Source organism: Streptomyces bugieae (assembly GCF_036352915.1).
Classification (GTDB): Bacteria; Actinomycetota; Actinomycetes; order Streptomycetales; family Streptomycetaceae; genus Streptomyces; species Streptomyces endophytica.
On the sequence record NZ_JAZBJP010000005.1, the window covers coordinates 212,044 to 234,661 of the forward strand.

Consider the following 22,618-nt stretch of genomic DNA (forward strand, 5'->3'; position numbering starts at 1 on the left):
CCCGGAGCCCCGCCCGAAGCCCCGCCCGGAGCTCCTTCCCCACAGGGCACACCCGCCCGAAGCCCCGCCCCGGAGCTCCCTGCGCCACGGGGCACACCCGCCCGAACCGGACCGGGGGCGTCGCTCATGGGACCATGGGGGGAGACGTCACATACCCGAGTCCCGCCTACCCGCGTTCACTGAATGGACCCTGCGTGCCCGCGACCCCTACGAACGTGCCGGAGCCGAGCCGTACCGATCCGGCCCTCCTCCGTAACTTCTGCATCATCGCGCACATCGACCACGGCAAGTCGACGCTCGCCGACCGGATGCTCCAGCTCACCGGTGTCGTCGACCAGCGGCAGATGCGCGCGCAGTACCTCGACCGCATGGACATCGAGCGCGAGCGCGGCATCACGATCAAGTCCCAGGCGGTCCGGCTGCCCTGGGCCCCCTCCGAGGGCGAAGAGGGAAGTGGCACGACCCACATCCTCAACATGATCGACACCCCCGGCCACGTCGACTTCACGTACGAGGTGTCGCGCTCCCTCGCCGCGTGCGAGGGGTGCATCCTCCTCGTCGACGCCGCCCAGGGCATCGAGGCCCAGACCCTCGCCAACCTCTACCTGGCGATGGAGCACGACCTCACGATCATCCCCGTCCTCAACAAGATCGACCTGCCGGCCGCGCAGCCCGAGAAGTTCGCCGCCGAGCTGGCCAACCTGGTCGGCTGCGAGCCCGAGGACGTGCTGAAGGTCTCCGCCAAGACCGGCGTCGGCGTGCCCGAGCTGCTCGACAAGGTCGTCCGCGAGGTGCCGGCCCCGGTCGGCGTCAAGGACGCCCCCGCCCGCGCGATGATCTTCGACTCCGTCTATGACGCCTACCGCGGCGTGGTGACGTACGTGAAGGTCGTCGACGGCACGCTCGGCAAGCGCGAGCGCATCAAGATGATGTCCACGGGCGCCGCGCACGAGCTGCTGGAGATCGGGACGAACTCGCCGGAGATGAAGCCGGCCGAGGGCCTCTCGGTCGGTGAGGTGGGCTACCTCATCACCGGCGTGAAGGACGTCCGGCAGTCCAAGGTGGGTGACACGATCACCCAGCTCTCCAAGGGGGCGGAGGAGCCGCTCGGCGGCTACAAGGACCCCAAGCCGATGGTGTTCTCGGGGCTGTACCCGCTCGACGGCTCGGACTACCCCGAGCTGCGCGACGCCCTCGACAAGCTCCAGCTCAACGACGCGGCGCTGGTCTACGAGCCGGAGACCTCCGCGGCGCTCGGCTTCGGTTTCCGCGTCGGCTTCCTCGGTCTGCTGCACCTGGAGGTGATCCGGGAGCGGCTGGAGCGCGAGTTCGGCCTGGACCTGATCGCCACCGCGCCCAACGTGGTCTACCGCGTGGACATGGAGGATGGCGCCGAGCACGAGGTCACCAACCCGAGCGAGTTCCCGAGCGGCAAGATCGACAAGGTGCACGAGCCCGTCGTCCGGGCCACGATCCTTGCGCCCAGCGAGTTCATCGGCGCGATCATGGAGCTGTGCCAGAACCGTCGCGGCAACCTGCTCGGCATGGACTACCTCTCCGAGGACCGCGTCGAGATCCGCTACACCCTCCCGCTCGCCGAGGTCGTCTTCGACTTCTTCGACCAGCTCAAGTCCAAGACCCGTGGCTACGCCTCGCTGGACTACGAGCCCACCGGCGAGCAGGTCGCCGACCTGGTGAAGGTCGACATCCTGCTGCACGGCGACAAGGTGGACGCGTTCTCCGCGATCACCCACAAGGACAAGGCCTACGCCTACGGTGTGCGGCTGGTCGCCAAGCTGCGCGAGCTGATCCCGCGGCAGAGCTTCGAGGTGCCGATCCAGGCGGCCATCGGCAGCCGGGTCATCGCCCGTGAGACGGTCCGCGCCATCCGCAAGGACGTCCTCGCCAAGTGCTACGGCGGTGACATCTCCCGTAAGCGGAAGCTGCTGGAGAAGCAGAAGGAAGGCAAGAAGCGGATGAAGATGGTCGGCAGCGTGGAGGTCCCGCAGGAGGCCTTCATCGCGGTGCTGTCCTCGGACTCCGACGGCGACGCCAAGGCGAAGAAGTGACCGCCGGGCAGTAGCCGCACAGCGGAAGAGGGGCGCCGGGTCCGGTACGGGACCCGGCGCCCCGCTTCGTCTCCATGGCCGTTCCCTGCCCCCCGAAGTCGTGGGCCCCTCATCGGGATGAATGCGGAGCGTGGCGTTCCGCGAGGGCGGGAACCGGGTGTGCCGGGTGTGGTCTGGTGGGTGTGATCGGCGCGGCTCGCAATCGGGCGATGCGCGTGCTACGTACACCTATCGCACTGGTCACAACGTGAACCAGTCGGTCGTAGCCCCTTACGTGTCGGCGCAACGCGCTCTAGTCTGATCACTGCTCAAAGGTTACTCGCGAGTCACCAGCAATGAAGCGGGCCCCGGAGGACGCCGTGACGGACACCCACACGCTGATCGAAAACCGGCCGCCTTCGGTGGCACACCTCTTCCTGGAGCGGGTCGCGGCCACTCCCGACATCGAGGCCTATCGCTATCCCGTCCCTCCCGCCTCGGGTCAGGGCCCGGACGACTGGAAGGCGCTCAGCTGGGCCGAGGCCGCCGACCGGGTCTACGCCGTGGCCGCCGGGCTGATCGCGCTGGGCGTGCGGCCCGAGGAGCGGGTCGCGCTGGCCGCCAACACCCGCGTGGAGTGGATCCTCGCCGACCTCGGCGTGCTGTGCTCCGGCGCCGCCACCACCACGGTCTACCCCAGCACCAACGCCGAGGAGACCGCGTACATCCTCGCCGACTCCGGCAGCCGGGTGCTGATCGCCGAGGACGCCGGCCAGCTCGCCAAGGCGCGGGAACGCCGCGCCGAGCTGCCCGACCTGGCGCATGTCATCGTCATCGACGCGGCCGCCGCCGAGGCGTCCCCCGAGGACCCCGAGGGGTGGGTGCTCAGCCTCGCCGACCTGGAGAAGCGCGGTCACGCCTATCTGGAGAAGCACCCGGAGTGCGTCAAGGAGCGGGTCGCCGCGCTGCGCGCCGACCAGCTGGCCACGCTGATCTACACGTCCGGTACCACCGGCCGTCCCAAGGGCGTGCAGCTGCCGCACGACTGCTGGGCGTACATGGCGCGGGCGATCCCGGCAACCGGCATGGTCACCGAGGAGGACGTGCAGTACCTCTGGCTGCCGCTGGCACACGTCTTCGGCAAGGTGCTCACCGCGGGCCAGATCGCGGCCGGCCATGTGATCGCGGTGGACGGCCGGGTCGACAAGATCATCGAGAATCTGCCGGTCGTCCGGCCCACGTACATGGCCGCCGTCCCGCGGATCTTCGAGAAGGTCTACAACGGCGTCGCGGCCAAGGCCCGGCAGGGCGGCGGGGCCAAGTACAAGATCTTCCAGTGGGCGGCCGAGGTGGCCCGCGAGTACGCCAAGGTCTCGCAGGACAACTTCCGCCGCACCGGCAACGCCTCCGTGCCGTTCGCGCTCGCCGCCAAGCACAAGATCGCCGACGCCCTCGTCTACGCCAAGCTGCGGGACGCCTTCGGCGGGCGGCTGCGCGCCGCGGTCTCCGGCTCGGCCGCGCTCTCTCCGGAGATCGGCTACTTCTTCTCCGGCGCCGGCATCCACATCCTGGAGGGCTACGGCCTGACGGAATCCAGCGCGGCCAGCTTCGTCAACCCCGGCGAGGCGTACCGCACCGGCACGGTCGGCAAGCCGCTGCCCGGCACCGAGGTCCGGATCGCCGAGGACGGCGAGATCCTGCTGCGCGGCCCCGGCATCATGCAGGGCTACCACGGCCTGCCGGACAAGACCGCCGAGGTCCTGGAGGAGGACGGCTGGTTCCACACCGGCGACATCGGCGAGCTCTCCCCGGACGGCTACCTGCGGATCACCGACCGCAAGAAGGACCTGATCAAGACCTCGGGCGGCAAGTACATCGCGCCCGCCGAGGTGGAGGGCCAGTTCAAGGCGGTCTGTCCGTTCGTCTCCAACGTCCTGGTGCACGGCGCCAACCGGAACTTCTGCACCGCGCTGATCGCCCTCGACGAGCCGACGATCATGGGCTGGGCCGCGGAACACGGCCTGGCCGGCAAGACGTACGCCGAGGTCGTCGCGACCGACCAGGTCCGCGAGCTGGTCGACGGCTACGTCGAGCGGGTCAACGAGGGGCTGCAGCGCTGGCAGCAGATCCGCAAGTTCCGGCTGCTGCCGCGCGACCTGGACATCGAGCACGGTGAGGTCACCCCGAGCCTCAAGATCAAGCGGCCGGTGGTGGAGCGGGCGTTCAAGGACCTGCTGGACGAGATGTACGCGGGCACCCGGGAGGCGTAACCACCCGCCGCGCCGTCCCCGGCCGGCGTGCGGGGTGGGCCACGGGCCTGCCCCGCACCACGGCCGTGGCGCCACGGCACCGCGGCGCCGCGGCCGCCACCCGGCCCGCCCGGCCAACTCCTCCGGCGTGTCAGCCGAATTGGCTGCTCTGACCGCCCACTTCCGTGACTCACTGCTTATGGCTGCGCTCTTTCTGTCACTCTGTCGGTGGCGCATCCGGCGCTGCAGCGGAGCTGTTCGGGAGTTGCTCAATGAGGACGACAACTTCGTCTCCACGGGACGACGTCACGGCGACGCGCACGACGACGGCCGGCCCCGGGCTCCCCGCCGCGCGCACCCGGCGGGCCGGTCTGCCCGGGGACCCGCAGGCCGCGGCCGCCGCCCGGCGGTGCGTCCGGTCCGCCTTCGACGAGTGGGCGGCCCAGCGGCTGCCCGGCACCGAGCGGTTCACCGACCGGCTCACCGACGAAGCGGTGCTGCTGGTGAGCGAGTTGGTGACGAACGCGGTGGTGCACGCGGGCACCACCATCGAGCTGAGCTGCCGGCTGGACCCCGCCGCGGAACCGGAGCCGGGCCCCGGACCGGACCTGGACGACGCCCCCGCGCCCGCCGTCGTCATCGAGGTCTCCGACCGCCACCCCACCCAGCCGATCCGTGCCCGTGACGAGACCGCCCGGAACGAGAGCGGCGGCCACGGCCTCCAGCTGATCAGCGCGGTCGCCGAATCCTGGGGCATCACCTACCGCCGCGACCGGAAGACCGTGTGGTTCCGGCTGCCGCTGCCCGCCCCGGAGGCCGCCGCCCGCCCGCTGCCGGAGCCCGCGTACGAGGAGACGCCGTACGAAGGGGCGCGGTACGAGGGGGCGTCCCATGAGGGGGCGCGGTACGAGGGGGCTCCCCATGAGGGAGCGCGTCACCAGGGGGCGCCCTACGACCCCCCGCCCTCGCACGCCGCCGACGATCCCGCGGCCCCGTACGACGACGCCGCGGCCGCGTACGCCGACGAGGTGCTCCAGCGCGGGCTGCGGGCCGCCGAACTCCTCGCCCCGGCACCCCGCCGCGCCGACCGCCAGGAACTCGACGCCGACCGGGTCGACAACGGCGCGCTGTCCTTCCTCGCCGAGGCCTCCGACCTGCTCTCCGGCCAGCTCGACGCCGATCAGGTCGCCGCGCTCGCCGCCCAGCTGATCGTGCCGCGGCTCGCCGACTGGTGCGCGGTGTGGCTCCACGACGGCGACGGCGGCGCCCCCGGCCGGGGCATCGCGACCGGCGGCGACGAACAGCGGCTGGCCCGCGTCTGGCACAGCTGCGAGAGCCGGATCGACACCCTGCGCGCCGCGCTGGAGAAACAGCCGCCGGACTTCTGGGGCGACGCCCCGCCGGGCGCCGCACCCGCCGCCGTCCCCTGGCCCTGGCCGCACGACCCGGACGGCGAGGACCAGGACCACGACCACCCGGACGCCGACCGCCCGGGCGACGGTCCCCCGGGCGGGCACGGCCTGCCGGAGCTGCGGGAGCTGCCGGGCCACGCGCTGCCGGACCTGCCGGGCCACGTCCTGCCGGCCTACGCCCTCCCGGGCGGCGAGCGCCCCGACGGCGACCGGCCGGGCGGTGCCGCGCTCGCCTGCCCCCTGGTCGCCGGCGGCCGCCGGCTGGGCACGCTGCTGCTCGGCCGCGGCGGCCTGCCGCGCTTCCCCGACGAGGTCGTCGGGCTGATCGAGGACCTGGGCCGCCGGGTCGCCCGCGCGGTGGCCACCGCCCGGGCCTACAGCCGCCAGGAGCGCATCAGCCAGGTCCTGCAGCGCCGGCTGCTGCCCCGGGGCCGGGCGCAGGTGCCCGGCGTGGCGTCCGCGGTGGTCTACGAGCCGCGCGAGGGCGCCTGGGCGGGCGGCGACTTCTGGGACCTCTTCGACGCCGGCGACGGCCGCTGGTGCTTCGCGCTCGGCGACGTCTGCGGCAGCGGCCCGGAGGCGGCCGCGGTGACCGGCCTGGCCCGGCCGGTGCTGCGGCTGCTGGCCCGGGACGGCTTCGGCGTCGCCGAGGTGCTCGACCGGCTCAACAAGACCATGGCCCGGGAGGCCGCGGACTCGGTCGCGGCGGTCGCCGCGGCGGTGGCGGCGGCCGGAGCCGGCGCCGAGGCACCGGTGGAGATCCGCGAGGAGGGCGAACAGGCCCGCTTCCTCTCGCTGCTCTACGGCGAGATCGCCCCGTACCCGGGCGGGGCCGGCGGCGCCCGCTGCACCCTCGCCAGCGCCGGCCACCCGCTCCCGCTGGTGCTGGGCACGGACGGCGCGGTCCGCACGGTCGCGGCACCGCAGATGCTGCTGGGCGTCGTCGAGGACGCGGCGTACGTGAGCGAATCGTTCGACCTGCGCCCGGGGGAGACCCTGCTGTGCGTCACCGACGGGGTCACCGAGCGGCGCTCGGGCGGGCGGCTGTTCGACGACGAGGACGGCCTGGCCACCGCCCTCGCCGCGGGCGCCGGACTGGGCGCCACCGCCCTCGCCGACCACATCCGCCACACCGTGCACGCCTTCGCCCCCGACCCGCCCGACGACGACCTGGCCCTGCTCGTCCTCCAGGCGGCGGGCGGCCCGGCGTAGGCACCACCGGGGCCTACGGGGCGCCCGCCGCCCGCGCGCGAACCGCGCTGTCGGTGCGATGACGGACAATGGTTCCCATGCCTTCCGCACTGCCTGATGGTGAGCCGATGCCCGACGACGGGGCGCTGCCCGGTCATGCGCTGGCGGCGGCGGCCGGCCGGCCCCTCGGCTTCTATCTGCACGTGCCGTACTGCGCCACCCGCTGCGGCTACTGCGACTTCAACACCTACACCGCGAGCGAGCTGCGCGGCTCCGGCGGGGCGCTGGCCTCCCGCGACAACTACGCCGACACCGTCGTGGAGGAGATCCGGCTGGCCCGCAAGGTCCTCGGCGACGACCCCCGCCCGGTCGAGACGGTCTTCGTCGGCGGCGGCACCCCGACCCTCCTCCCGGCCGCCGACCTGGGCCGGATGCTCGCCGCCATCCGGGAGGAATTCGGCCTGGCAGCCGGCGCCGAGATCACCACCGAGGCCAACCCCGACTCCGTCGACCCGCGCTACCTCTCCGAGCTGCGCGCGGCCGGCTACAACCGGGTCTCCTTCGGCATGCAGAGCGCCCGGCAGCACGTCCTGAAGATCCTCGACCGCACGCACACCCCCGGCCGCCCCGAGGCCTGCGTCGGCGAGGCCCGCGCCGCCGGTTTCGAGCACGTCAACCTCGACCTGATCTACGGCACCCCCGGCGAGTCCGACGACGACTGGCGGGCCTCGCTCGACGCCGCGCTCGGCGCCGGCCCCGACCACATCTCCGCCTACGCCCTGATCGTCGAGGAGGGCACCCAGCTGGCCCGCCGGATCCGCCGCGGCGAGGTCCCGATGACCGACGACGACGTGCACGCCGACCGCTACCTCATCGCCGAGGAGCGGCTCACCGCGGCCGGCTTCTCCTGGTACGAGGTCTCCAACTGGGCCACCACCGAAGCCGCCCGCTGCCGCCACAACGAGCTGTACTGGACCGGCGCCGACTGGTGGGGCGCCGGCCCCGGGGCGCACAGCCACGTCGGCGGCGTCCGCTGGTGGAACGTGAAGCACCCCGGCGCGTACGCCCAGGCACTGGGCGAGGGCCGCTCCCCGGGCGCGGGCCGCGAGATCCTCGCCGACGAGGACCGCCGGGTGGAACGCATCCTGCTCGAACTGCGCCTCGCGGACGGCTGCCCGCTGGACCTCCTCGCCCCGGCGGGCGCCCGGGCGGCCGAGCGGGCACGGGCCGACGGCCTGCTGCAGGCGGGGCCCTACGAGGAGGGCCGGGCCGTCCTGACACTCCGCGGGCGGCTGCTGGCCGACGCGGTGGTGCGGGATCTGGTGGACTGATCACTCGACGGAGTGATCACGCCCCCGGACCCGGCTGCCGGATCGCGCCCGCTCCTTGCCTGCCGACAACACATCGGCAGGCAAGGGCAGTTGGGCGGTGGGTCGCAAGTCAAACGGCATCGCCGACCGTAACGAAGTCGATCAGCTCCTCCACCCTCCCCAGCAGCGCCGGCTCCAGGTCCCTGTAGGACCGCACGCACGACAGGATCCGCTGCCACGCCGCGCCGGTGTTCTCCGGCCAGCCCAGCGCCCGGCACACGCCCGTCTTCCAGTCCTGCCCGCGCGGCACCGACGGCCAGGCCGGAATGCCCACCGAGGACGGCTTCACCGCCTCCCACACGTCGATGTACGGGTGGCCGACGACGAGCGCGTGCTCGCCCGTCACCTCGGCCGCGATCCGGGACTCCTTCGAGCCCGGTACGAGGTGGTCCACCAGCACCCCCAGCCGGGCGTCCGGCCCCGGCGCGAAGCTCCGGACGATCGCCGGGAGGTCGTCGACGCCCTCCAGGTACTCCACGACGACGCCCTCGATGCGCAGATCGTCGCCCCAGACCCGCTCGACGAGCTCCGCGTCGTGCCGGCCCTCCACGTAAATGCGCCCGGCGCGCGCGACCCGGGCGCGGGCGCCGGGGACGGCGAGTGAACCCGACGCCGTACGGGCCGGGCCGCTCGGGGCCGGCCGGTTCCGCGGGCGGACGAGCGTGACGACCTTGCCCTCCAGCAGGAAGCCGCGCGGGACCATCGGGAAGACCCGGTGCTTGCCGAAGCGGTCCTCCAGGGTGACCGTCGGGCCCTCGGCGGTCTTCTCACAGCGGATCACCGCCCCGCAGAAGCCCGTGGCGACCTCCTCGACGACGAGATCGGGCTCGGCCGGGACCTCCGGCGCGGGCCGCTGCTTCTTCCAGGGCGGGGTGAGGTCGGGGCTGTAGCGCTTGCTCTGCATGGGCCTTTTCTATCGGGAGGACGGAGTGCGGGAGACGTTCTGCCCGGGAACCCGGGAGACGTTCTGCCCGGGAAACGGCGCAGCCGGGTCAGGAGGACGGCGGGACGCCGAAGCGGGCCGCCAGGGCGTCGCGCTGGGCGCGGACGAAGGCGGCGTCCACCACGGCGCCGTGGCCGGGCACGTACCGCGCGTCGTCGCCGCCGAGCGCCAGCAGCCGGTCCAGCGCGGCGGGCCACTGCCGGGGCAGCGCGTCGGGGCCGGCGCTCGGCTCGCCGGACTCCTCGACCAGGTCGCCGCAGAAGACGATCTCCGGGTCGCCGTGCCGGCCCGGCACCAGGACGGCCAGGTCGTGGGCGGTGTGGCCGGGCCCGACGTTGGCGAGCAGCACCTGCCGGTCGCCGAGCTCGACGGTCAGCTGGCCGTGGACGTGGTGGTGCGGGGTGACCAGCAGATCGGCGGCCTCCGCGGCCGCGTCCCGGTCGACGCCGTGCCGGACGGCGTCGTGCCGCAGCGCGTCCTTGTCGCGGCGGAACAGCTCGGCGAGACCGGCCGCGCCGAACACCGCCACACCCGCGAAGGCGGCGGTGCCCAGCACATGGTCGAAGTGCGGATGGGTGAGCGCGACATGCGTCACTTCCCGGCCCAGCACCCCGCGGACCGACCGGCGCAGGTCCGCGCCGTCGCGCAGGGTCGCGCCGGTGTCGACGATCATGACGCCGGCCGACCCGGCGATCACGCCCACGGTCTCGTCCCAGCCCGGCATACGGCGCCTGGCGACACCTTCACCGAGCCGTTCCCACCCGGCCTCTTCCCAAGCTGTGCGCATACCGAGACGCTAGCTCCATCGCGATAGCGTTGCCCGGCAGATCGCCCGAACACGGTCATCGGGTGCGTGCTCCGTGCGGCCGCCCTTGCCGTGGTCGTGCTACCCGGCCGTACACTGGCTCAGGGTCTGGCACTCGGCCCGGGTGAGTGCCAGGAGACAGACGAGACGGCGACGGCCGGCTGGAGGTGCGCGGGATGCTCAGTGAACGCAGGCTCGAAGTGCTGCGCGCCATCGTCCAGGACTACGTCGGGACGGAGGAGCCGGTCGGCTCCAAGGCACTCACGGAACGCCACCAGCTCGGGGTCTCCCCGGCGACCGTCCGCAACGACATGGCGGCCCTGGAGGAAGAGGGCTTCATCGCCCAGCCGCACACCAGCGCCGGGCGGATCCCGACCGACAAGGGCTACCGCCTCTTCGTCGACAAGCTGGCCGGCGTGAAGCCGCTGTCCAGCCCCGAGCGGCGGGCGATCCAGAACTTCCTCGACGGCGCGGTCGACCTCGACGACGTCGTGGGGCGCACGGTCCGGTTGCTGGCGCAGCTGACCCGGCAGGTCGCGGTCGTGCAGTACCCGTCCCTGACGCGGTCCACGGTGCGGCACGTCGAGCTGCTGGCGCTGGCCCCGGCCCGGCTGATGCTCGTCCTGATCACCGACACCGGACGGGTCGAGCAGCGGCTCATCGACTGCCAGACGCCGTTCGCCGAGACCTCGCTGGCCGACCTGCGGGCGCGGCTGAACAGCCGGGTCGTGGGACGCCGTTTCACGGATGTGCCCCAGTTGGTGCAGGATCTCCCGGAGTCCTTCGAGCAGGACGACCGCGGCACGGTCTCGACAGTGCTGTCGGTGTTGCTGGAAACTCTGGTGGAGGAGACCGAAGAGCGGCTGATGATCGGCGGTACCGCCAATCTCACGCGCTTCGGGCACGACTTCCCGTTGACCATCCGTCCGGTGCTGGAGGCGCTCGAGGAGCATGTGGTGATGCTCAAGCTCCTCGGCGAAGCCAAGGACTCGGGCATGACCGTACGCATCGGGCATGAGAATGCCCACGAAGGCCTGACGTCCACATCGGTCGTCACGGTCGGCTACGGTTCGGGCGACGAGGCAGTCGCCAAACTCGGCGTGGTCGGACCGACCCGCATGGACTACCCCGGAACGATGGGAGCGGTACGCGCAGTGGCACGTTACGTCGGACAAATCCTCGCGGAGTCGTAAGTGGCCACGGATTACTACTCGGTCCTCGGCATCAGCCGTGACGCCTCGCAGGACCAGATCAAGAAGGCCTTCCGCCGGCTGGCGCGCGAGCTGCACCCGGACGTGAACCCGGACCCGAAGACCCAGGAGCGGTTCAAGGAGATCAACGCCGCTTACGAGGTCCTGTCGGATCCGCAGAAGAAGCAGGTCTACGACCTCGGCGGCGACCCGCTCTCGCAGTCCGGTGGCGCCGGTGGCGCGGGCGGCTTCGGTGCCGGCTTCGGCAACTTCTCCGACATCATGGACGCGTTCTTCGGCACCGCCTCGCAGCGCGGTCCGCGGTCGCGCACCCGCCGCGGCCAGGACGCCATGATCCGGCTCGACGTCGAGCTGAACGAGGCGGCCTTCGGCACGACCAAGGACATCCAGGTCGACACCGCCGTGGTGTGCACGACCTGCAGCGGCGAGGGCGCCGCCCCCGGCACGTCGGCGCAGACCTGTGACATGTGCCGCGGCCGCGGTGAGGTCTCGCAGGTCACCCGGTCCTTCCTGGGCCAGGTCATGACGTCCCGCCCCTGCCCGCAGTGCCAGGGCTTCGGCACGGTCGTGCCGACGCCGTGCCCGGAGTGCGCGGGCGACGGCCGGATCCGCTCCCGCCGTACGCTGACCGTCAAGATCCCGGCCGGTGTCGACAACGGCACCCGGATCCAGCTCGCCGGCGAGGGCGAGGTCGGCCCCGGCGGCGGCCCGGCCGGCGACCTCTACGTCGAGATCCACGAGCTGCCGCACCCGGTCTTCCAGCGGCGCGGCGACGATCTGCACTGCACGGTCACCATCCCGATGACGGCGGCGGCGCTGGGCACGAAGTGCCCGCTGGAGACGCTGGACGGGGTGGAGGAGATCGACGTCCGGCCCGGTACGCAGTCCGGCCAGTCGATCCCGCTGCACCAGCGCGGCGTGACCCATCTGCGCGGCAACGGCCGGGGCGACCTGATCGTCCACGTCGAGGTCCAGACCCCGACCAAGCTCGACCCGGAGCAGGAGGAGCTGCTGCGGCGGCTCGCCAAGCTGCGCGGCGAGGAACGCCCCACGGGCCAGTTCCAGCCGGGCCAGCAGGGGCTGTTCTCCCGCCTGAAGGACGCGTTCAACGGCCGTTAGGACGGGCGCCAGCCACGTGGAGCGGACGTGAGCCACGTGGAGCGGACGTGAGCCACGTGGAGCGGACGTGAGCCACGTGGAGCGGACGTGAGCCACGTGGAGCGGACGTAGCCACGAACGACGGGGTGCCCGGCGGGAATATCCGCCGGGCACCTCGCCGTTGTGGCCCCGCAGGGGGCGCTCGTGTCCCCTACGGGATCCGTTCGCCCCACCCCTAAGGCCCCGCCCTCACCCTTAAGGCTTTGAGCCCCTCCCCATGCCGCCCCCGCCCCGCGCATGCCGCCCCCGGCCCCGTCCCCCGGCCCCCTCTCCCGCCGAGCCCCTGATGCGGGGCGCCGCCACATCCCGTGACACGATGTGGTCATGCCCAGCGCACTGACCGATCTCTGCCGCTATCCGATCGTGCAGGCCCCCATGGCGGGCGGCGGCTCCGGACCCGAACTCGCCGCCGCCGTCTGTGGCGCCGGTGGTCTCGGCTTCCTCGCCGCCGGCTACAAAACCGCCGACGGCATGTACCAGGAGATCAAACAGCTGCGGTCGCTGACCGACCGGCCGTTCGGCGTCAACCTCTTCATGCCGCAGCCGTCGCTCGCCGATCACTCCGCCGTCGAGGCGTACCGCGAGCAGCTCGCCGGCGAGGCCACGTGGTACGAGACCGAGCTCGGCGACACCGACGAGCCCACCGACGACGGCTACGAGGCCAAGCTCGCGATCCTGCGCGAGGACCCGGTGCCGGTGGTGTCGTTCACCTTCGGCTGCCCCTCCCGCGCGGTCCTCGACGCCTTCGCCAGGGTCGGCACGTACACCATCGTCACGGCCACCACGGCGGCCGAGGCGCAGGCCGCGCAGTGGTCGGGCGCGGACGCCGTCTGTGTGCAGGGCGTGGAGGCGGGCGGCCACCAGGGCACCCACCGCGACGACCCGCACGCCGACGGGACCGGCGCCGGGCTGGGCCTGCTGGCGCTGCTCGGACAGGTCCGGGAGGCCGTGCAGATCCCGGTGATCGCCGCGGGCGGGCTGATGCGCGGGGCGCAGATCGCGGCGGTGCTGGCCGCCGGGGCGACCATGGCGCAGCTCGGCACCGCCTTCCTCGCCACCCCGGAGTCGGGCGCCAATCCGCTGCACAAGCAGGCGCTGACCAATCCCCTCTTCACCCATACGGAGCTGACCCGGGCGTTCTCCGGACGGCCGGCCCGCGGCCTGGTGAACCGCTTCATGCGGGAGCACGGCCCGTACGCACCGGCCGCCTACCCCGCCGTCCACTACCTCACCTCCACGGTCCGCAAGGCGGCGGCCAAGGCCGGCGACGCGCAGGGCCTGAACCTGTGGGCCGGTCAGGGGCACCGGCTGGCCCGGGAGCTGCCGGCCGCCCGGCTGGTGGAGGTCCTCGTGGCCGAACTCGACGCGGCCCGCGCCGGGTTGGGCCTCACGGGGAGCACGGAATCCGGGGACGGACGTACGGGACCCGGTGACGCACCGGCCGCCGGGGGCGCCGCATGACCGCGCCCGTATTCCTCGTCGAGTCGCTCGCGCACGTACGGGCGGGCGGCACGGTCACCGTCGACGGGCCGGAGGGCCGGCACGCGGTGTCGGTGCGCCGGCTGCGGGTCGGCGAGGAGGTCGTCCTGACGGACGGTCAGGGGACCGGCGCCCACGGCACGGTGGCCGCCGCCGAGGGCAAGGACCGGCTGACCGTCGCGGTCGCCGAACTGCGCACCGAGGAGGCGCCGGACCCGACCATCACGGTCGTCCAGGCGCTCCCCAAGGGCGACCGGGGCGAACTGGCCGTCGAGACCATGACCGAGACCGGGGTGGACGCCATCGTGCCCTGGCCGGCGGCGCGTTGCGTCACCCAGTGGAAGGGCGAGCGGGCCGCCAAGGCGCTGGGCAAGTGGCGGGCCACGGCCCGTGAGGCGGGCAAGCAGTCCCGCCGGCTGACCTTCCCGGAGGTCGCGGACCCGCTGTCCACCAAGCAGGTGGCCGCCCTGCTCGCCGACGCCGACTTCGCGGCCGTGCTCCACGAGGAGGGCAGCGCCCCGCTCGCCACCGCGGAGCTCCCGGCCACCGGCCGGATCGTGCTGGTCGTCGGGCCCGAGGGCGGCGTCTCCCCGGAGGAGCTGGCCCTCTTCGCCGAGGCCGGCGCCAAGCCGTACCGCCTGGGCCGGACCGTCCTGCGCACCTCCACGGCCGGCACCGCGGCCACCGCCCTCCTGCTGGGCCGCACCGGACGCTGGGGCTGAGCCCGCCCCGACCGCGGCATCCGAGCCCGCCGCACCGCGGCCGCCCCTCCACGCAACGGTGCGCCGACCGGCCTCAACGACCCGTCGGCGCACCGCCGTTCACGAGCGAAGGCCGACCGCCACGGGCGGCCGGCCGGCCGCCCGTCAGCTCAGCAGCTCGGCCGCCAGCGTGATGTTCTTGACGCCGGCCAGCGCCTGGCTCACCGGGCAGTTCTTCTTGGCGTCCTCGGCCGCGGCCTGGAAGTCCGCCTCGGACAGGCCGGGGACCCGGGCCTTGACGGTCAGCGCGATCGCGGTGATGCCCTCACCGGGCTGGAAGGTGACGTCGGCCTGGGTGTCCAGGGCCTCGACGGTGAAGCCCTTGCCGGCCAGGCCGTGCGAGAAGGCCATGGAGTAGCAGGACGAGTGGGCCGCCGCGATCAGCTCCTCGGGGCTGGTCACGCCGTTCGGCTGCTCCGCGCGGGCGGGCCAGTTCACGTCGTACGTACCGACCTTGGAGGACTCCAGGGCGACGGTGCCCTTGCCCTCCAGGAGGTTGCCTTCCCAGTGGGTCTTGGCGGTGCGCGTGGTTGCCATGGTGCATAACTCCCGGTTGTGGGCGAAAGCGATCAAGGACAGCTTAGTGATCCCGGTCCCCCCGTCGCTGCGACGCCCCACACGGCTCGCCCGGTAGCATCCGAGGCCGTGCGCACCGTGCGTACGAGGGATGAGCTGGGAGGAGCCAACGGTGGCGGGAGAACCGCAGGCCGATTGCCTGTTCTGCAAGATCGTGGCCGGGGAGGTGCCGGCGACCATCGTCCGCGAGACCGAGACCACCGTCGCGTTCCGCGACATCAACCCCCAGGCCCCGACGCACGTCCTGATCATCCCCAAGGTGCACCACCCGGACGCCGCGGCCCTCGCCGCCGCCGAACCGCAGGTCGTCGCCGACATAATGCGCGAGGCCCGGGAGGTCGCCGCCGGGGACGGGGTCGAGGACACCGGCTACCGGGTGGTCTTCAACACCGGCTCCGGCGCGGGCCAGACCGTCTTCCACGCCCATCTGCACGTCCTCGGCGGCCGCGGCCTCCAGTGGCCCCCCGGGTAACCAGCCATGTCCGTACGTGAACTGGTCGTCCTCGGTACCGCCAGCCAGGTCCCCACCCGGCACCGCAACCACAACGGCTATCTGCTGCGGTGGGACGGCCAGGGGCTGCTCTTCGACCCCGGCGAGGGGACGCAGCGCCAGATGCTGCGCGCCGGGGTCGCGGCCCACGACCTCAACCGGATCTGCATCACCCACTTCCACGGCGACCACTCGCTCGGGCTCGCCGGGGTGATCCAGCGGATCAACCTCGACCGGGTGCCCCACCCGGTCACCGCCCACTTCCCGGCCAGTGGCCAGCACTTCTTCGAGCGGCTGCGCTACGCGACCGCCTACCGCGAGACCGTCCGGCTGGTCGAGCGGCCGGTCGCGGCCGACGGGGAGCTGGACCGCTGCGCCGCGTACGTCCTGGAGGCGCGGCGGCTGTCGCACCCGGTCGAGTCGTACGGCTACCGGCTCGTGGAGCCGGATGCGCGCCGGATGCTGCCGGAGCGGCTGGCGGAGCACGGCATCACCGGGCCGGACGTCGGGCGCCTCCAGCGGGAGGGCGAGCTGAACGGCGTCACCCTGGACGAGGTGAGCGAGCGCCGCCCCGGCCAGCGGTTCGCGTTCGTGATGGACACCCGGATGTGCGAGGGCGTCGAGGCGCTCGCGGAGGGCGTGGACATGCTCGCCATCGAGTCCACGTTCCTGGACGATGATGCCCAACTGGCCGCCGATCACGGTCACTTGACGGCCGGCCAGGCCGGCGCGGTGGCGGTGCGGGCCGGGGTGCGGCATCTGGTGCTGACGCACTTCTCGCAGCGTTACGACGACCCCGCGGAGTTCGCGCGGCAGGCCCGCGCCGCGGGCTACGACGGTGAGCTGACCATCGCCAAGGACCTCATGCGGGTGCCCGTGCCCAAGCGACGCTGAGCACGGGCTCCACGGGCCCGTCGTGACGGTATTCGACGTCGGCCGTCACGACGAGCCTGTGCCGTTACGGCAGGTAGTACATCGGGTTCGGCAGCTTGAACGTGCGGTTGGCGTAGCCGCCCTGCAGATCGCTGTACTGGTCGCCGAAGTTGGCGACGATGTCGTAGCCCAGGGACTCGATGTGCTTGCGGGTGCCGGACTTGTACTCGACGGTCGTGCAGGCGCTGCCGCAGGGCAGGTAGGCGGGCGGGTGCTCCTTGTCCTTGAGGTAGACGTGCGTCCGGTCCAGCGGCACGTCGTAGCCCACGTTCTTGAGGTTGCGCACGCTCCAGTCGCGCTGGGCCTCCTTGCGGCCGGTGATGAAGAAGACCTCGGCGCCCTTGTCGCGGGCCCGGTCGACCAGCCGGTTCATGCCGAAGACCGGGTCCATGTCGGTGTGCTCCAGGTACTTGTCCTGGCTCTGCGGGGTGAAGGCGAAGCCGACCTGGAGCTCGTAGTTGTACGTGAGCAGGGTGGTGTCGTCCATGTCGAGGACGATGGCGGGCTTGGCCTTCTTGCCGGCCAGGGCCTGGCGGGCGAGCGCCTTGTCCAGGTAGGTGCGGGCCTTGGCCTCGATGCCGCGGACCTGGCGGGCGTAGTTGCTGTGCGGGGAGGCGTAGTGCTCGCCGTCGGCCGTGACCGTGTCGCCGTAGTACGCCTTGATCTTGTCCTGGACCTGCGTGAGGTTGGGGATCTCCTTGTCGGTCCGCGGGACGGAGTGCTCGGCGGTGGCCTGGCCGACGCCGAAGACGGCGGTGCCGGCGACGAGGGCGGCGACCGTCGCGGCACCGAGGCGGGCGCGGCGCGACAGGACGGGGCGGAGGCGACCGGAGCGGAAGCGGTCGGGACGGGGCATGCGCGGCTCCTCTTGGAGAAACGGGGTGGTGGGTCCCAGGACTCCGAGGGGCTGACGACCCCTCATTCCTTGGTCTACGCGCGGAGATTCAACCCTTGGTGGGAAATTCCCGCAAGGGGTGGGGTATTGACGGCCCGCAGGGGTCTCCGTAGCCTCCACCTGCATGTGTGGATGCTGTTTATATGTGTGAATAGCATGTCGCTGCCGACCGCGGCACCGGCCCCGTCACGACCATGCCACCGGCCCCGTCACCGACCGTGCCACCGATTCCGGCCGCGGGCCGGTCGTACCCCGTAGGAGCCCCGGATGACCGACGCCCCGCACCCCCTCGCCATCGCCGAGATCCGGCTCACCCCGATCCTGGTGGCCGACCCCCCGCTGCTCAACACCCAGGGCGTACACCAGCCGTACACCCCGCGGCTGATCATCGAGCTGGTCACCGAGGGCGGGGTCACCGGGCTCGGCGAGACCTACGGGGACACCGGCTATCTCGACCTGGCCCGGCCGCTGGCCGCGGCGCTGATCGGCCGGCGGGTCACGGACCTGAACGGACTGCCCGCGCTCGCCGCCGAGGTGTGCGGGGACTCACCGGACGCCACCGGCGGCGACGCGGTGCACGCCGGCGGGCTGCGCGGCGTCCGGACCGCCGAGAAGCTGCGCCTGTCGGTCCTCTCCGGCTTCGAGGTCGCCTGCCTGGACGCCTGGGGGAGGGCCGCCGGACTGCCGGTCCACGCCCTGCTCGGCGGCAAGCTCCGGGACCGCGTGGAATACGGCGCGTACCTCTTCCACCGGTGGGCCGAACACCCCGGCGGCCGCGGCGAACGGGACGACTGGGGCGCGGCACTCGACCCGGCCGGGGTGGTGGCCCAGGCCCGCCGGTTCGCGGACACCTACGGCTTCACCTCCTTCAAGCTCAAGGGCGGCGTCTTCGAGCCCGCGCGGGAGGTCGCCGCGATCCGCGCGCTGGCCGCCGCGTTCCCCGGCCGGCCGCTGCGGCTCGACCCCAACGGCGCCTGGAGCACGGCCACTTCGCTGCGGGTCGCGGACGAGCTGGCGGACGTCCTGGAGTACCTGGAGGACCCGGCCGGCGGGACCGCGCGGATGGCGGAGGTGGCGGCCGGCACCCGCGTACCGCTGGCCACCAACATGTGCGTGACGACCTTCGACGAGATCGCCGAGGCGTTCCGCCGCCGCGCCGTCCAGGTGGTGCTCTGCGACCACCACTACTGGGGCGGGCTGCGCGCCACCCGCGAACTGGCCGCCGTCTGCCGGACCTTCGGCGTCGGCCTGTCCATGCACTCCAACACCCACCTGGGCATCAGCCTGGCCGCGATGACCCAGGTGGCGGCGACCGTGCCGAACCTCCACCATGCCTGCGACACCCACTACCCGTGGCAGGCCGAGGACGTCCTCACCGAGCGGATCGCGATCCGCGACGGTCAGGTCGACGTCGGCGACGCCCCCGGCCTCGGCGTCACCCTCGACCGGGACCGGCTCGCCGCGCTGCACCGCCGCTGGCTGGCCGACGACGGCGGCCTGCGCGACCGCGACGACGCCGCCGCCATGCGCTGCGCCGACCCGGACTGGACCGTCCCGGCCGTCCCGCGCTGGTGACCGTGGCCGCCGGCGGGCCGGACCGGCGGCCGTACCCGGTCGCCGCCCGCCGGGGATCATGAACCCGGCCGTGGTCCTGTGCGCGGTCGCCCGGCACGCGTACGGTGAGGCACGGCTCAGTGGCAGCACGCCACAGTGGTCCCGTAGCGATCTTTGAAAGGGGCTGTTCCGATGGCACAGGAAGTGCGCGGCGTGATCGCGCCGGGGAAGAACGAACCGGTCCGGCTGGAGACGATCCTGGTGCCGGACCCGGGTCCCGGCGAGGCCGTGGTGAAGATCCAGGCGTGCGGGGTGTGCCACACCGATCTGCACTACAAGCAGGGCGGCATCAACGACGAGTTCCCGTTCCTGCTCGGCCACGAGGCGTCCGGCGTCGTGGAGTCGGTCGGCGCCGGGGTCACGGACGTCGCGCCGGGGGACTTCGTCATCCTCAACTGGCGTGCGGTGTGCGGCCAGTGCCGGGCCTGTCTGCGCGGCCGCCCCCAATACTGCTTCGACACCCACAACGCCCGCCAGAAGATGACGCTGAAGGACGGCACGGAGCTGACGCCGGCGCTCGGCATCGGCGCCTTCGCCGACAAGACGCTGGTCGCCGCGGGGCAGTGCACCAAGGTCGACCCGGAGGTGTCGCCCGCGGTGGCCGGCCTGCTGGGCTGCGGGGTGATGGCCGGCATCGGCGCCGCGATCAACACCGGCGGGGTCACCCGCGGCGACTCGGTCGCGGTCATCGGCTGCGGCGGGGTCGGTGACGCGGCCGTGGCCGGCGCCCGGCTGGCCGGCGCGGCCCGGATCATCGCCGTCGACATCGACGACCGCAAGCTGGACATCGCGCGCACCATGGGCGCCACCCACACCGTCAACTCCCGTACCACCGACCCCGTCGAGGCGATCCGCGAACTGACCGGCGGCTTCGGCGCGGACGTCGTCATCGAGGCGGTCGGCCGCCCCGAGACGTACAAACAGGCCTTCTACGCCCGCGATCTGGCCGGCACGGTCGTCCTGGTGGGCGTGCCCACCCCGGACATGACCCTGGAACTGCCGCTCCTGGACGTGTTCGGCCGCGGCGGCGCGCTGAAGTCCTCCTGGTACGGCGACTGCCTGCCGTCCCGCGACTTCCCGATGCTGATCGACCTGCACCAGCAGGGCCGGATCGACCTCTCCGCGTTCGTCACCGAGACCATCGGCATCGACGACGTCGAGCGGGCCTTCGACCGGATGCACGCCGGCGACGTGCTGCGTTCGGTGGTGACGCTCTGATGGCGGCGCGGATCGACCACCTCGTCACCTCGGGGACGTTCTCGCTCGACGGCGGCACCTGGGACGTCGACAACAACGTGTGGATCGTCGGGAACGACGACGAGGCGATCGTCATCGACGCCGCGCACGACGCCGACGCCATCTTCGAGGCGCTGGCCGGCCGGACGCTGCGCGCGATCATCTGCACCCACGCGCACAACGACCACATCGACGCCGCCCCGGCGCTGGCCGCCCGCACCGGCGCCCGGATCCATCTGCACCCGGCCGACCTGCCGCTGTGGAAGATGACCCATCCCGGTACGGTCCCGGACGCGGACCTGGCCGACGGCCAGGTCCTGACCATCGCCGGTACGGACCTGACCGTGCTGCACACCCCCGGTCACGCACCCGGGGCGGTCTGCCTCCACGCCCCCGACCTGGGCACCGTCTTCACCGGCGACACCCTTTTCCAGGGCGGCCCGGGCGCAACTGGCCGGTCCTTCTCGGACTTCCCGACGATCGTCGCGTCGATCCGGGACCGGCTGCTGACCCTGCCACCGGAGACGGTCGTACGCACCGGGCACGGCGACCCCACCACGATCGGGGCGGAGGCACCGCACCTGGACGAGTGGCTCAAGCGGGGGCACTGAGGCGGCGGGTCGCTGAGGCGGCGGGTCGCTGAGCCAGCCACGGGGGGTCCGGGCGCACGCATCCCGTAGGGCTCGGGCGAACAGATCCCGTAGGGGACACGAGCGCCCCCTGCGGGGCCACAACGCGGCGGGGGCGAGGGGTATTCCGGGTCCCGGGGCGGAGAGTATTCCGGGTCCTCCCGGGGCGGAAGGTATTCCGGGTCCCGGGTTCCGGGGTCCGGGTTCCGGGTTCCGGGGCGGCGGGTGCTCCGGGGCCGAAGGACCGGTCCGTGGCTGTCCTCAGCCCTCCTTGGCCGCCCGCTCCAGGATGCGGGCGGCCACCGCGGGGGAGTCCACCAGGGGGTGCAGGGCCAGGGCGCGCAGGGCCGCGCCGCGGTCCTTGCGGGTGGCGGCCACCACCGCCGCCCGTTCGACCGCCTTGACCTGGAGCATCAGCCCCAACTGGTCCTCGCGCAGCGGGCCGCAGGGCAGCGGCCGGGCGCCGTGCGCGGTCACCTCGCACACCGTCTCCACGATCGCGTCCGGCGCCAGCTGCGGCACCGTCGTGCCGTTGCGGACGTTCAGGATCAGCCGGGTGCCGCTGTCCCGCACGATGGCGTGCATCAGCGCCAGCGCCACCCGGTCGTAGCCGCCGCCCTCCAGGTCGTGGCTGTCGCGCTCCCAGCCGCCGCTGGCCTCCCGGCTGTGCGCCATGTACGTCTCCTCGCGCTCCAGCCGCGTCCGCTCCCACAGCGCGTACACCGCGTCCGGGCCGCCGGCCGCCGCAGCCCGCTCGAAGAAGCCGCCCTGCTGCTGGTCGAGGAACTCGCCGCGGGTCTCCGGGGTGTCCCGGAGGGAGTCGAGGGTCTCGCGGCGGAAGTAGTAGTAGTGCAGGTACTCGTTCGGGAGCACGCCCAGGGTCTGCAGCCATTCCGCGCCGAACAGCCGGCCCTCCTCGAAGGAGGCCAGCGCGGCGTCGTCGCCCAGCAGGCGCGGCAGCAGGTCGGTGCCCTCGAACGTCAACGACCGCAGCCAGCCGAGGTGGTTGAGGCCGACGTAGTCGTAGCCGACCCGGCCGCTCTCGAAGGCCGCCGGGTCCAGTCCCGCCGCCCGCGCGGCCCGGCGCACCAGCCCGACGGGGGAGTCGCAGATCCCGATGACGCGGTCGCCGAGCACCTGGGACATCGCCTTGGTCACCATGCCGGCGGGGTTGGTGAAGTTGATGACCCAGGCCGCCGGCGCGAGCTGGGCGACCCGCTCGGCGATGTGCAGCGCCACCGGGATCGTCCGCAGGCCGTACAGGACCCCGCCCGCGCCCACCGTCTCCTGGCCCAGCACGCCCTCGGCCAGCGGGATGCGTTCGTCGCGTATCCGGCCGGCCGTGCCGCCCACCCGGATCGCCGAGAACACGAAGTCCGCCCCGGCCAGCGCCTCGTCCAGGCTCTGCGCGACCCGGACCGGCACCGGCGCCGGATGCCCCTCGGCAAGCCGTGTCAACACCTCCGCGATGACCGCCACCCGCCGGGTGTCGGTGTCGTGCAGCACCACCTCGGAGACGGAGTCCGCCGGGTCGGCCAGGAGCGCGCGGTAGACCAGCGGCACCCGGAAGCCGCCACCGCCGAGAATCGTGAGCCTCATGGGGCGGAACGTACCGCAG

18 protein-coding genes are annotated in these 22,618 nt (G+C 72.9%); 13 read left to right on the forward strand and 5 right to left on the reverse strand.

Translation table 11 applies throughout. The features are described from left to right. Window positions 1–194: 194 nt before the first annotated feature. From lepA to hemW, 4 genes are all read left to right on the forward strand, one after another. Window positions 195–2,069, forward strand: a complete 1,875-nt coding sequence (gene lepA, locus V2J85_RS13925; RefSeq protein WP_261951525.1) for a translation elongation factor 4 — start codon at window positions 195–197, stop codon at window positions 2,067–2,069. Between the two features lie 359 nt (window positions 2,070–2,428). Then, window positions 2,429–4,318, forward strand: coding sequence for an AMP-dependent synthetase/ligase (locus V2J85_RS13930; RefSeq protein WP_261951526.1), 1,890 nt, complete (start codon window positions 2,429–2,431; stop codon window positions 4,316–4,318). Window positions 4,319–4,569: 251 nt separating this feature from the next. Continuing rightward, window positions 4,570–6,921: an ATP-binding SpoIIE family protein phosphatase gene (locus tag V2J85_RS13935; protein ID WP_330821739.1), complete on the forward strand. Its 2,352-nt coding sequence runs from the start codon at window positions 4,570–4,572 to the stop codon at window positions 6,919–6,921. 77 nt (window positions 6,922–6,998) lie between these two features. Next, the gene (gene hemW / locus V2J85_RS13940; protein WP_330821740.1) at window positions 6,999–8,231 is read left to right on the forward strand and encodes a radical SAM family heme chaperone HemW; all 1,233 of its coding nucleotides are present in this window, start codon (window positions 6,999–7,001) and stop codon (window positions 8,229–8,231) included. Window positions 8,232–8,340: 109 nt separating this feature from the next. On the opposite strand, the gene V2J85_RS13945 is transcribed toward hemW, so the two are convergent. Both V2J85_RS13945 and V2J85_RS13950 read right to left on the reverse strand, forming a co-directional pair. Next, complete coding sequence (locus V2J85_RS13945) at window positions 8,341–9,174, reverse strand: DUF3097 domain-containing protein (protein WP_261951529.1); 834 nt, start codon at window positions 9,172–9,174, stop codon at window positions 8,341–8,343. 88 nt (window positions 9,175–9,262) lie between these two features. Continuing rightward, entirely contained in the window at window positions 9,263–10,000 is a 738-nt protein-coding gene (locus tag V2J85_RS13950) for an MBL fold metallo-hydrolase (RefSeq protein WP_261951530.1), read from the reverse strand. Window positions 10,001–10,194: 194 nt separating this feature from the next. Here V2J85_RS13950 and hrcA point away from each other — a divergent pair, with 194 nt between their 5' ends. The 4 genes from hrcA to V2J85_RS13970 all read left to right on the forward strand — a co-directional run bounded on the left by hrcA (window position 10,195) and on the right by V2J85_RS13970 (window position 14,588). After that, on the forward strand, window positions 10,195–11,211 hold the full coding sequence (gene hrcA / locus V2J85_RS13955) for a heat-inducible transcriptional repressor HrcA (RefSeq protein ID WP_261951531.1): 1,017 nt from the start codon (window positions 10,195–10,197) through the stop codon (window positions 11,209–11,211). Beyond that, window positions 11,212–12,348 (forward strand): molecular chaperone DnaJ, encoded by a 1,137-nt coding sequence (gene dnaJ / locus V2J85_RS13960; RefSeq protein ID WP_261951532.1) that lies wholly within the window; start codon window positions 11,212–11,214, stop codon window positions 12,346–12,348. Window positions 12,349–12,711: 363 nt separating this feature from the next. Then, on the forward strand, window positions 12,712–13,848 hold the full coding sequence (locus V2J85_RS13965; RefSeq protein WP_330821741.1) for a nitronate monooxygenase: 1,137 nt from the start codon (window positions 12,712–12,714) through the stop codon (window positions 13,846–13,848). Further along, a complete protein-coding gene (locus V2J85_RS13970) occupies window positions 13,845–14,588 on the forward strand; it encodes a 16S rRNA (uracil(1498)-N(3))-methyltransferase (RefSeq protein WP_261951534.1) in 744 nt (247 codons plus the stop codon). The genes V2J85_RS13965 and V2J85_RS13970 overlap by 4 nt, the downstream gene beginning before the upstream one ends. A 144-nt stretch (window positions 14,589–14,732) precedes the next feature. On the opposite strand, the gene V2J85_RS13975 is transcribed toward V2J85_RS13970, so the two are convergent. Beyond that, window positions 14,733–15,164, reverse strand: a complete 432-nt coding sequence (locus V2J85_RS13975; protein ID WP_261951535.1) for an OsmC family protein — start codon at window positions 15,162–15,164, stop codon at window positions 14,733–14,735. Window positions 15,165–15,315: 151 nt separating this feature from the next. Between V2J85_RS13975 and V2J85_RS13980 the strand changes: the two genes are divergently transcribed. Together V2J85_RS13980 and V2J85_RS13985 are read left to right on the forward strand one after the other, a co-directional pair. Next, a complete protein-coding gene (locus V2J85_RS13980) occupies window positions 15,316–15,675 on the forward strand; it encodes a histidine triad nucleotide-binding protein (protein WP_261951536.1) in 360 nt (119 codons plus the stop codon). Between the two features lie 6 nt (window positions 15,676–15,681). Further along, on the forward strand, window positions 15,682–16,587 hold the full coding sequence (locus V2J85_RS13985; protein WP_330821742.1) for a ribonuclease Z: 906 nt from the start codon (window positions 15,682–15,684) through the stop codon (window positions 16,585–16,587). Window positions 16,588–16,651: 64 nt separating this feature from the next. Here the strand turns inward: V2J85_RS13985 and V2J85_RS13990 are convergent, their stop codons facing one another. Then, complete coding sequence (locus V2J85_RS13990) at window positions 16,652–17,482, reverse strand: HAD family acid phosphatase (RefSeq protein WP_330821743.1); 831 nt, start codon at window positions 17,480–17,482, stop codon at window positions 16,652–16,654. Between the two features lie 306 nt (window positions 17,483–17,788). On the opposite strand from V2J85_RS13990, the gene V2J85_RS13995 reads away from it, so the two are divergent. The 3 genes from V2J85_RS13995 (at window position 17,789) to V2J85_RS14005 (ending at window position 20,982) form a co-directional block, all read left to right on the forward strand. Further along, a complete protein-coding gene (locus V2J85_RS13995) occupies window positions 17,789–19,096 on the forward strand; it encodes an enolase C-terminal domain-like protein (protein WP_261951539.1) in 1,308 nt (435 codons plus the stop codon). Window positions 19,097–19,267: 171 nt separating this feature from the next. Beyond that, on the forward strand, window positions 19,268–20,353 hold the full coding sequence (locus tag V2J85_RS14000) for an S-(hydroxymethyl)mycothiol dehydrogenase (protein ID WP_261951540.1): 1,086 nt from the start codon (window positions 19,268–19,270) through the stop codon (window positions 20,351–20,353). After that, entirely contained in the window at window positions 20,353–20,982 is a 630-nt protein-coding gene (locus V2J85_RS14005; protein WP_261951541.1) for an MBL fold metallo-hydrolase, read from the forward strand. Before V2J85_RS14000 ends, V2J85_RS14005 begins: the two co-directional genes overlap by 1 nt. A 279-nt stretch (window positions 20,983–21,261) precedes the next feature. On the opposite strand, the gene V2J85_RS14010 is transcribed toward V2J85_RS14005, so the two are convergent. Next, complete coding sequence (locus V2J85_RS14010; RefSeq protein ID WP_330821744.1) at window positions 21,262–22,599, reverse strand: family 4 glycosyl hydrolase; 1,338 nt, start codon at window positions 22,597–22,599, stop codon at window positions 21,262–21,264. Window positions 22,600–22,618: the final 19 nt, after the last annotated feature.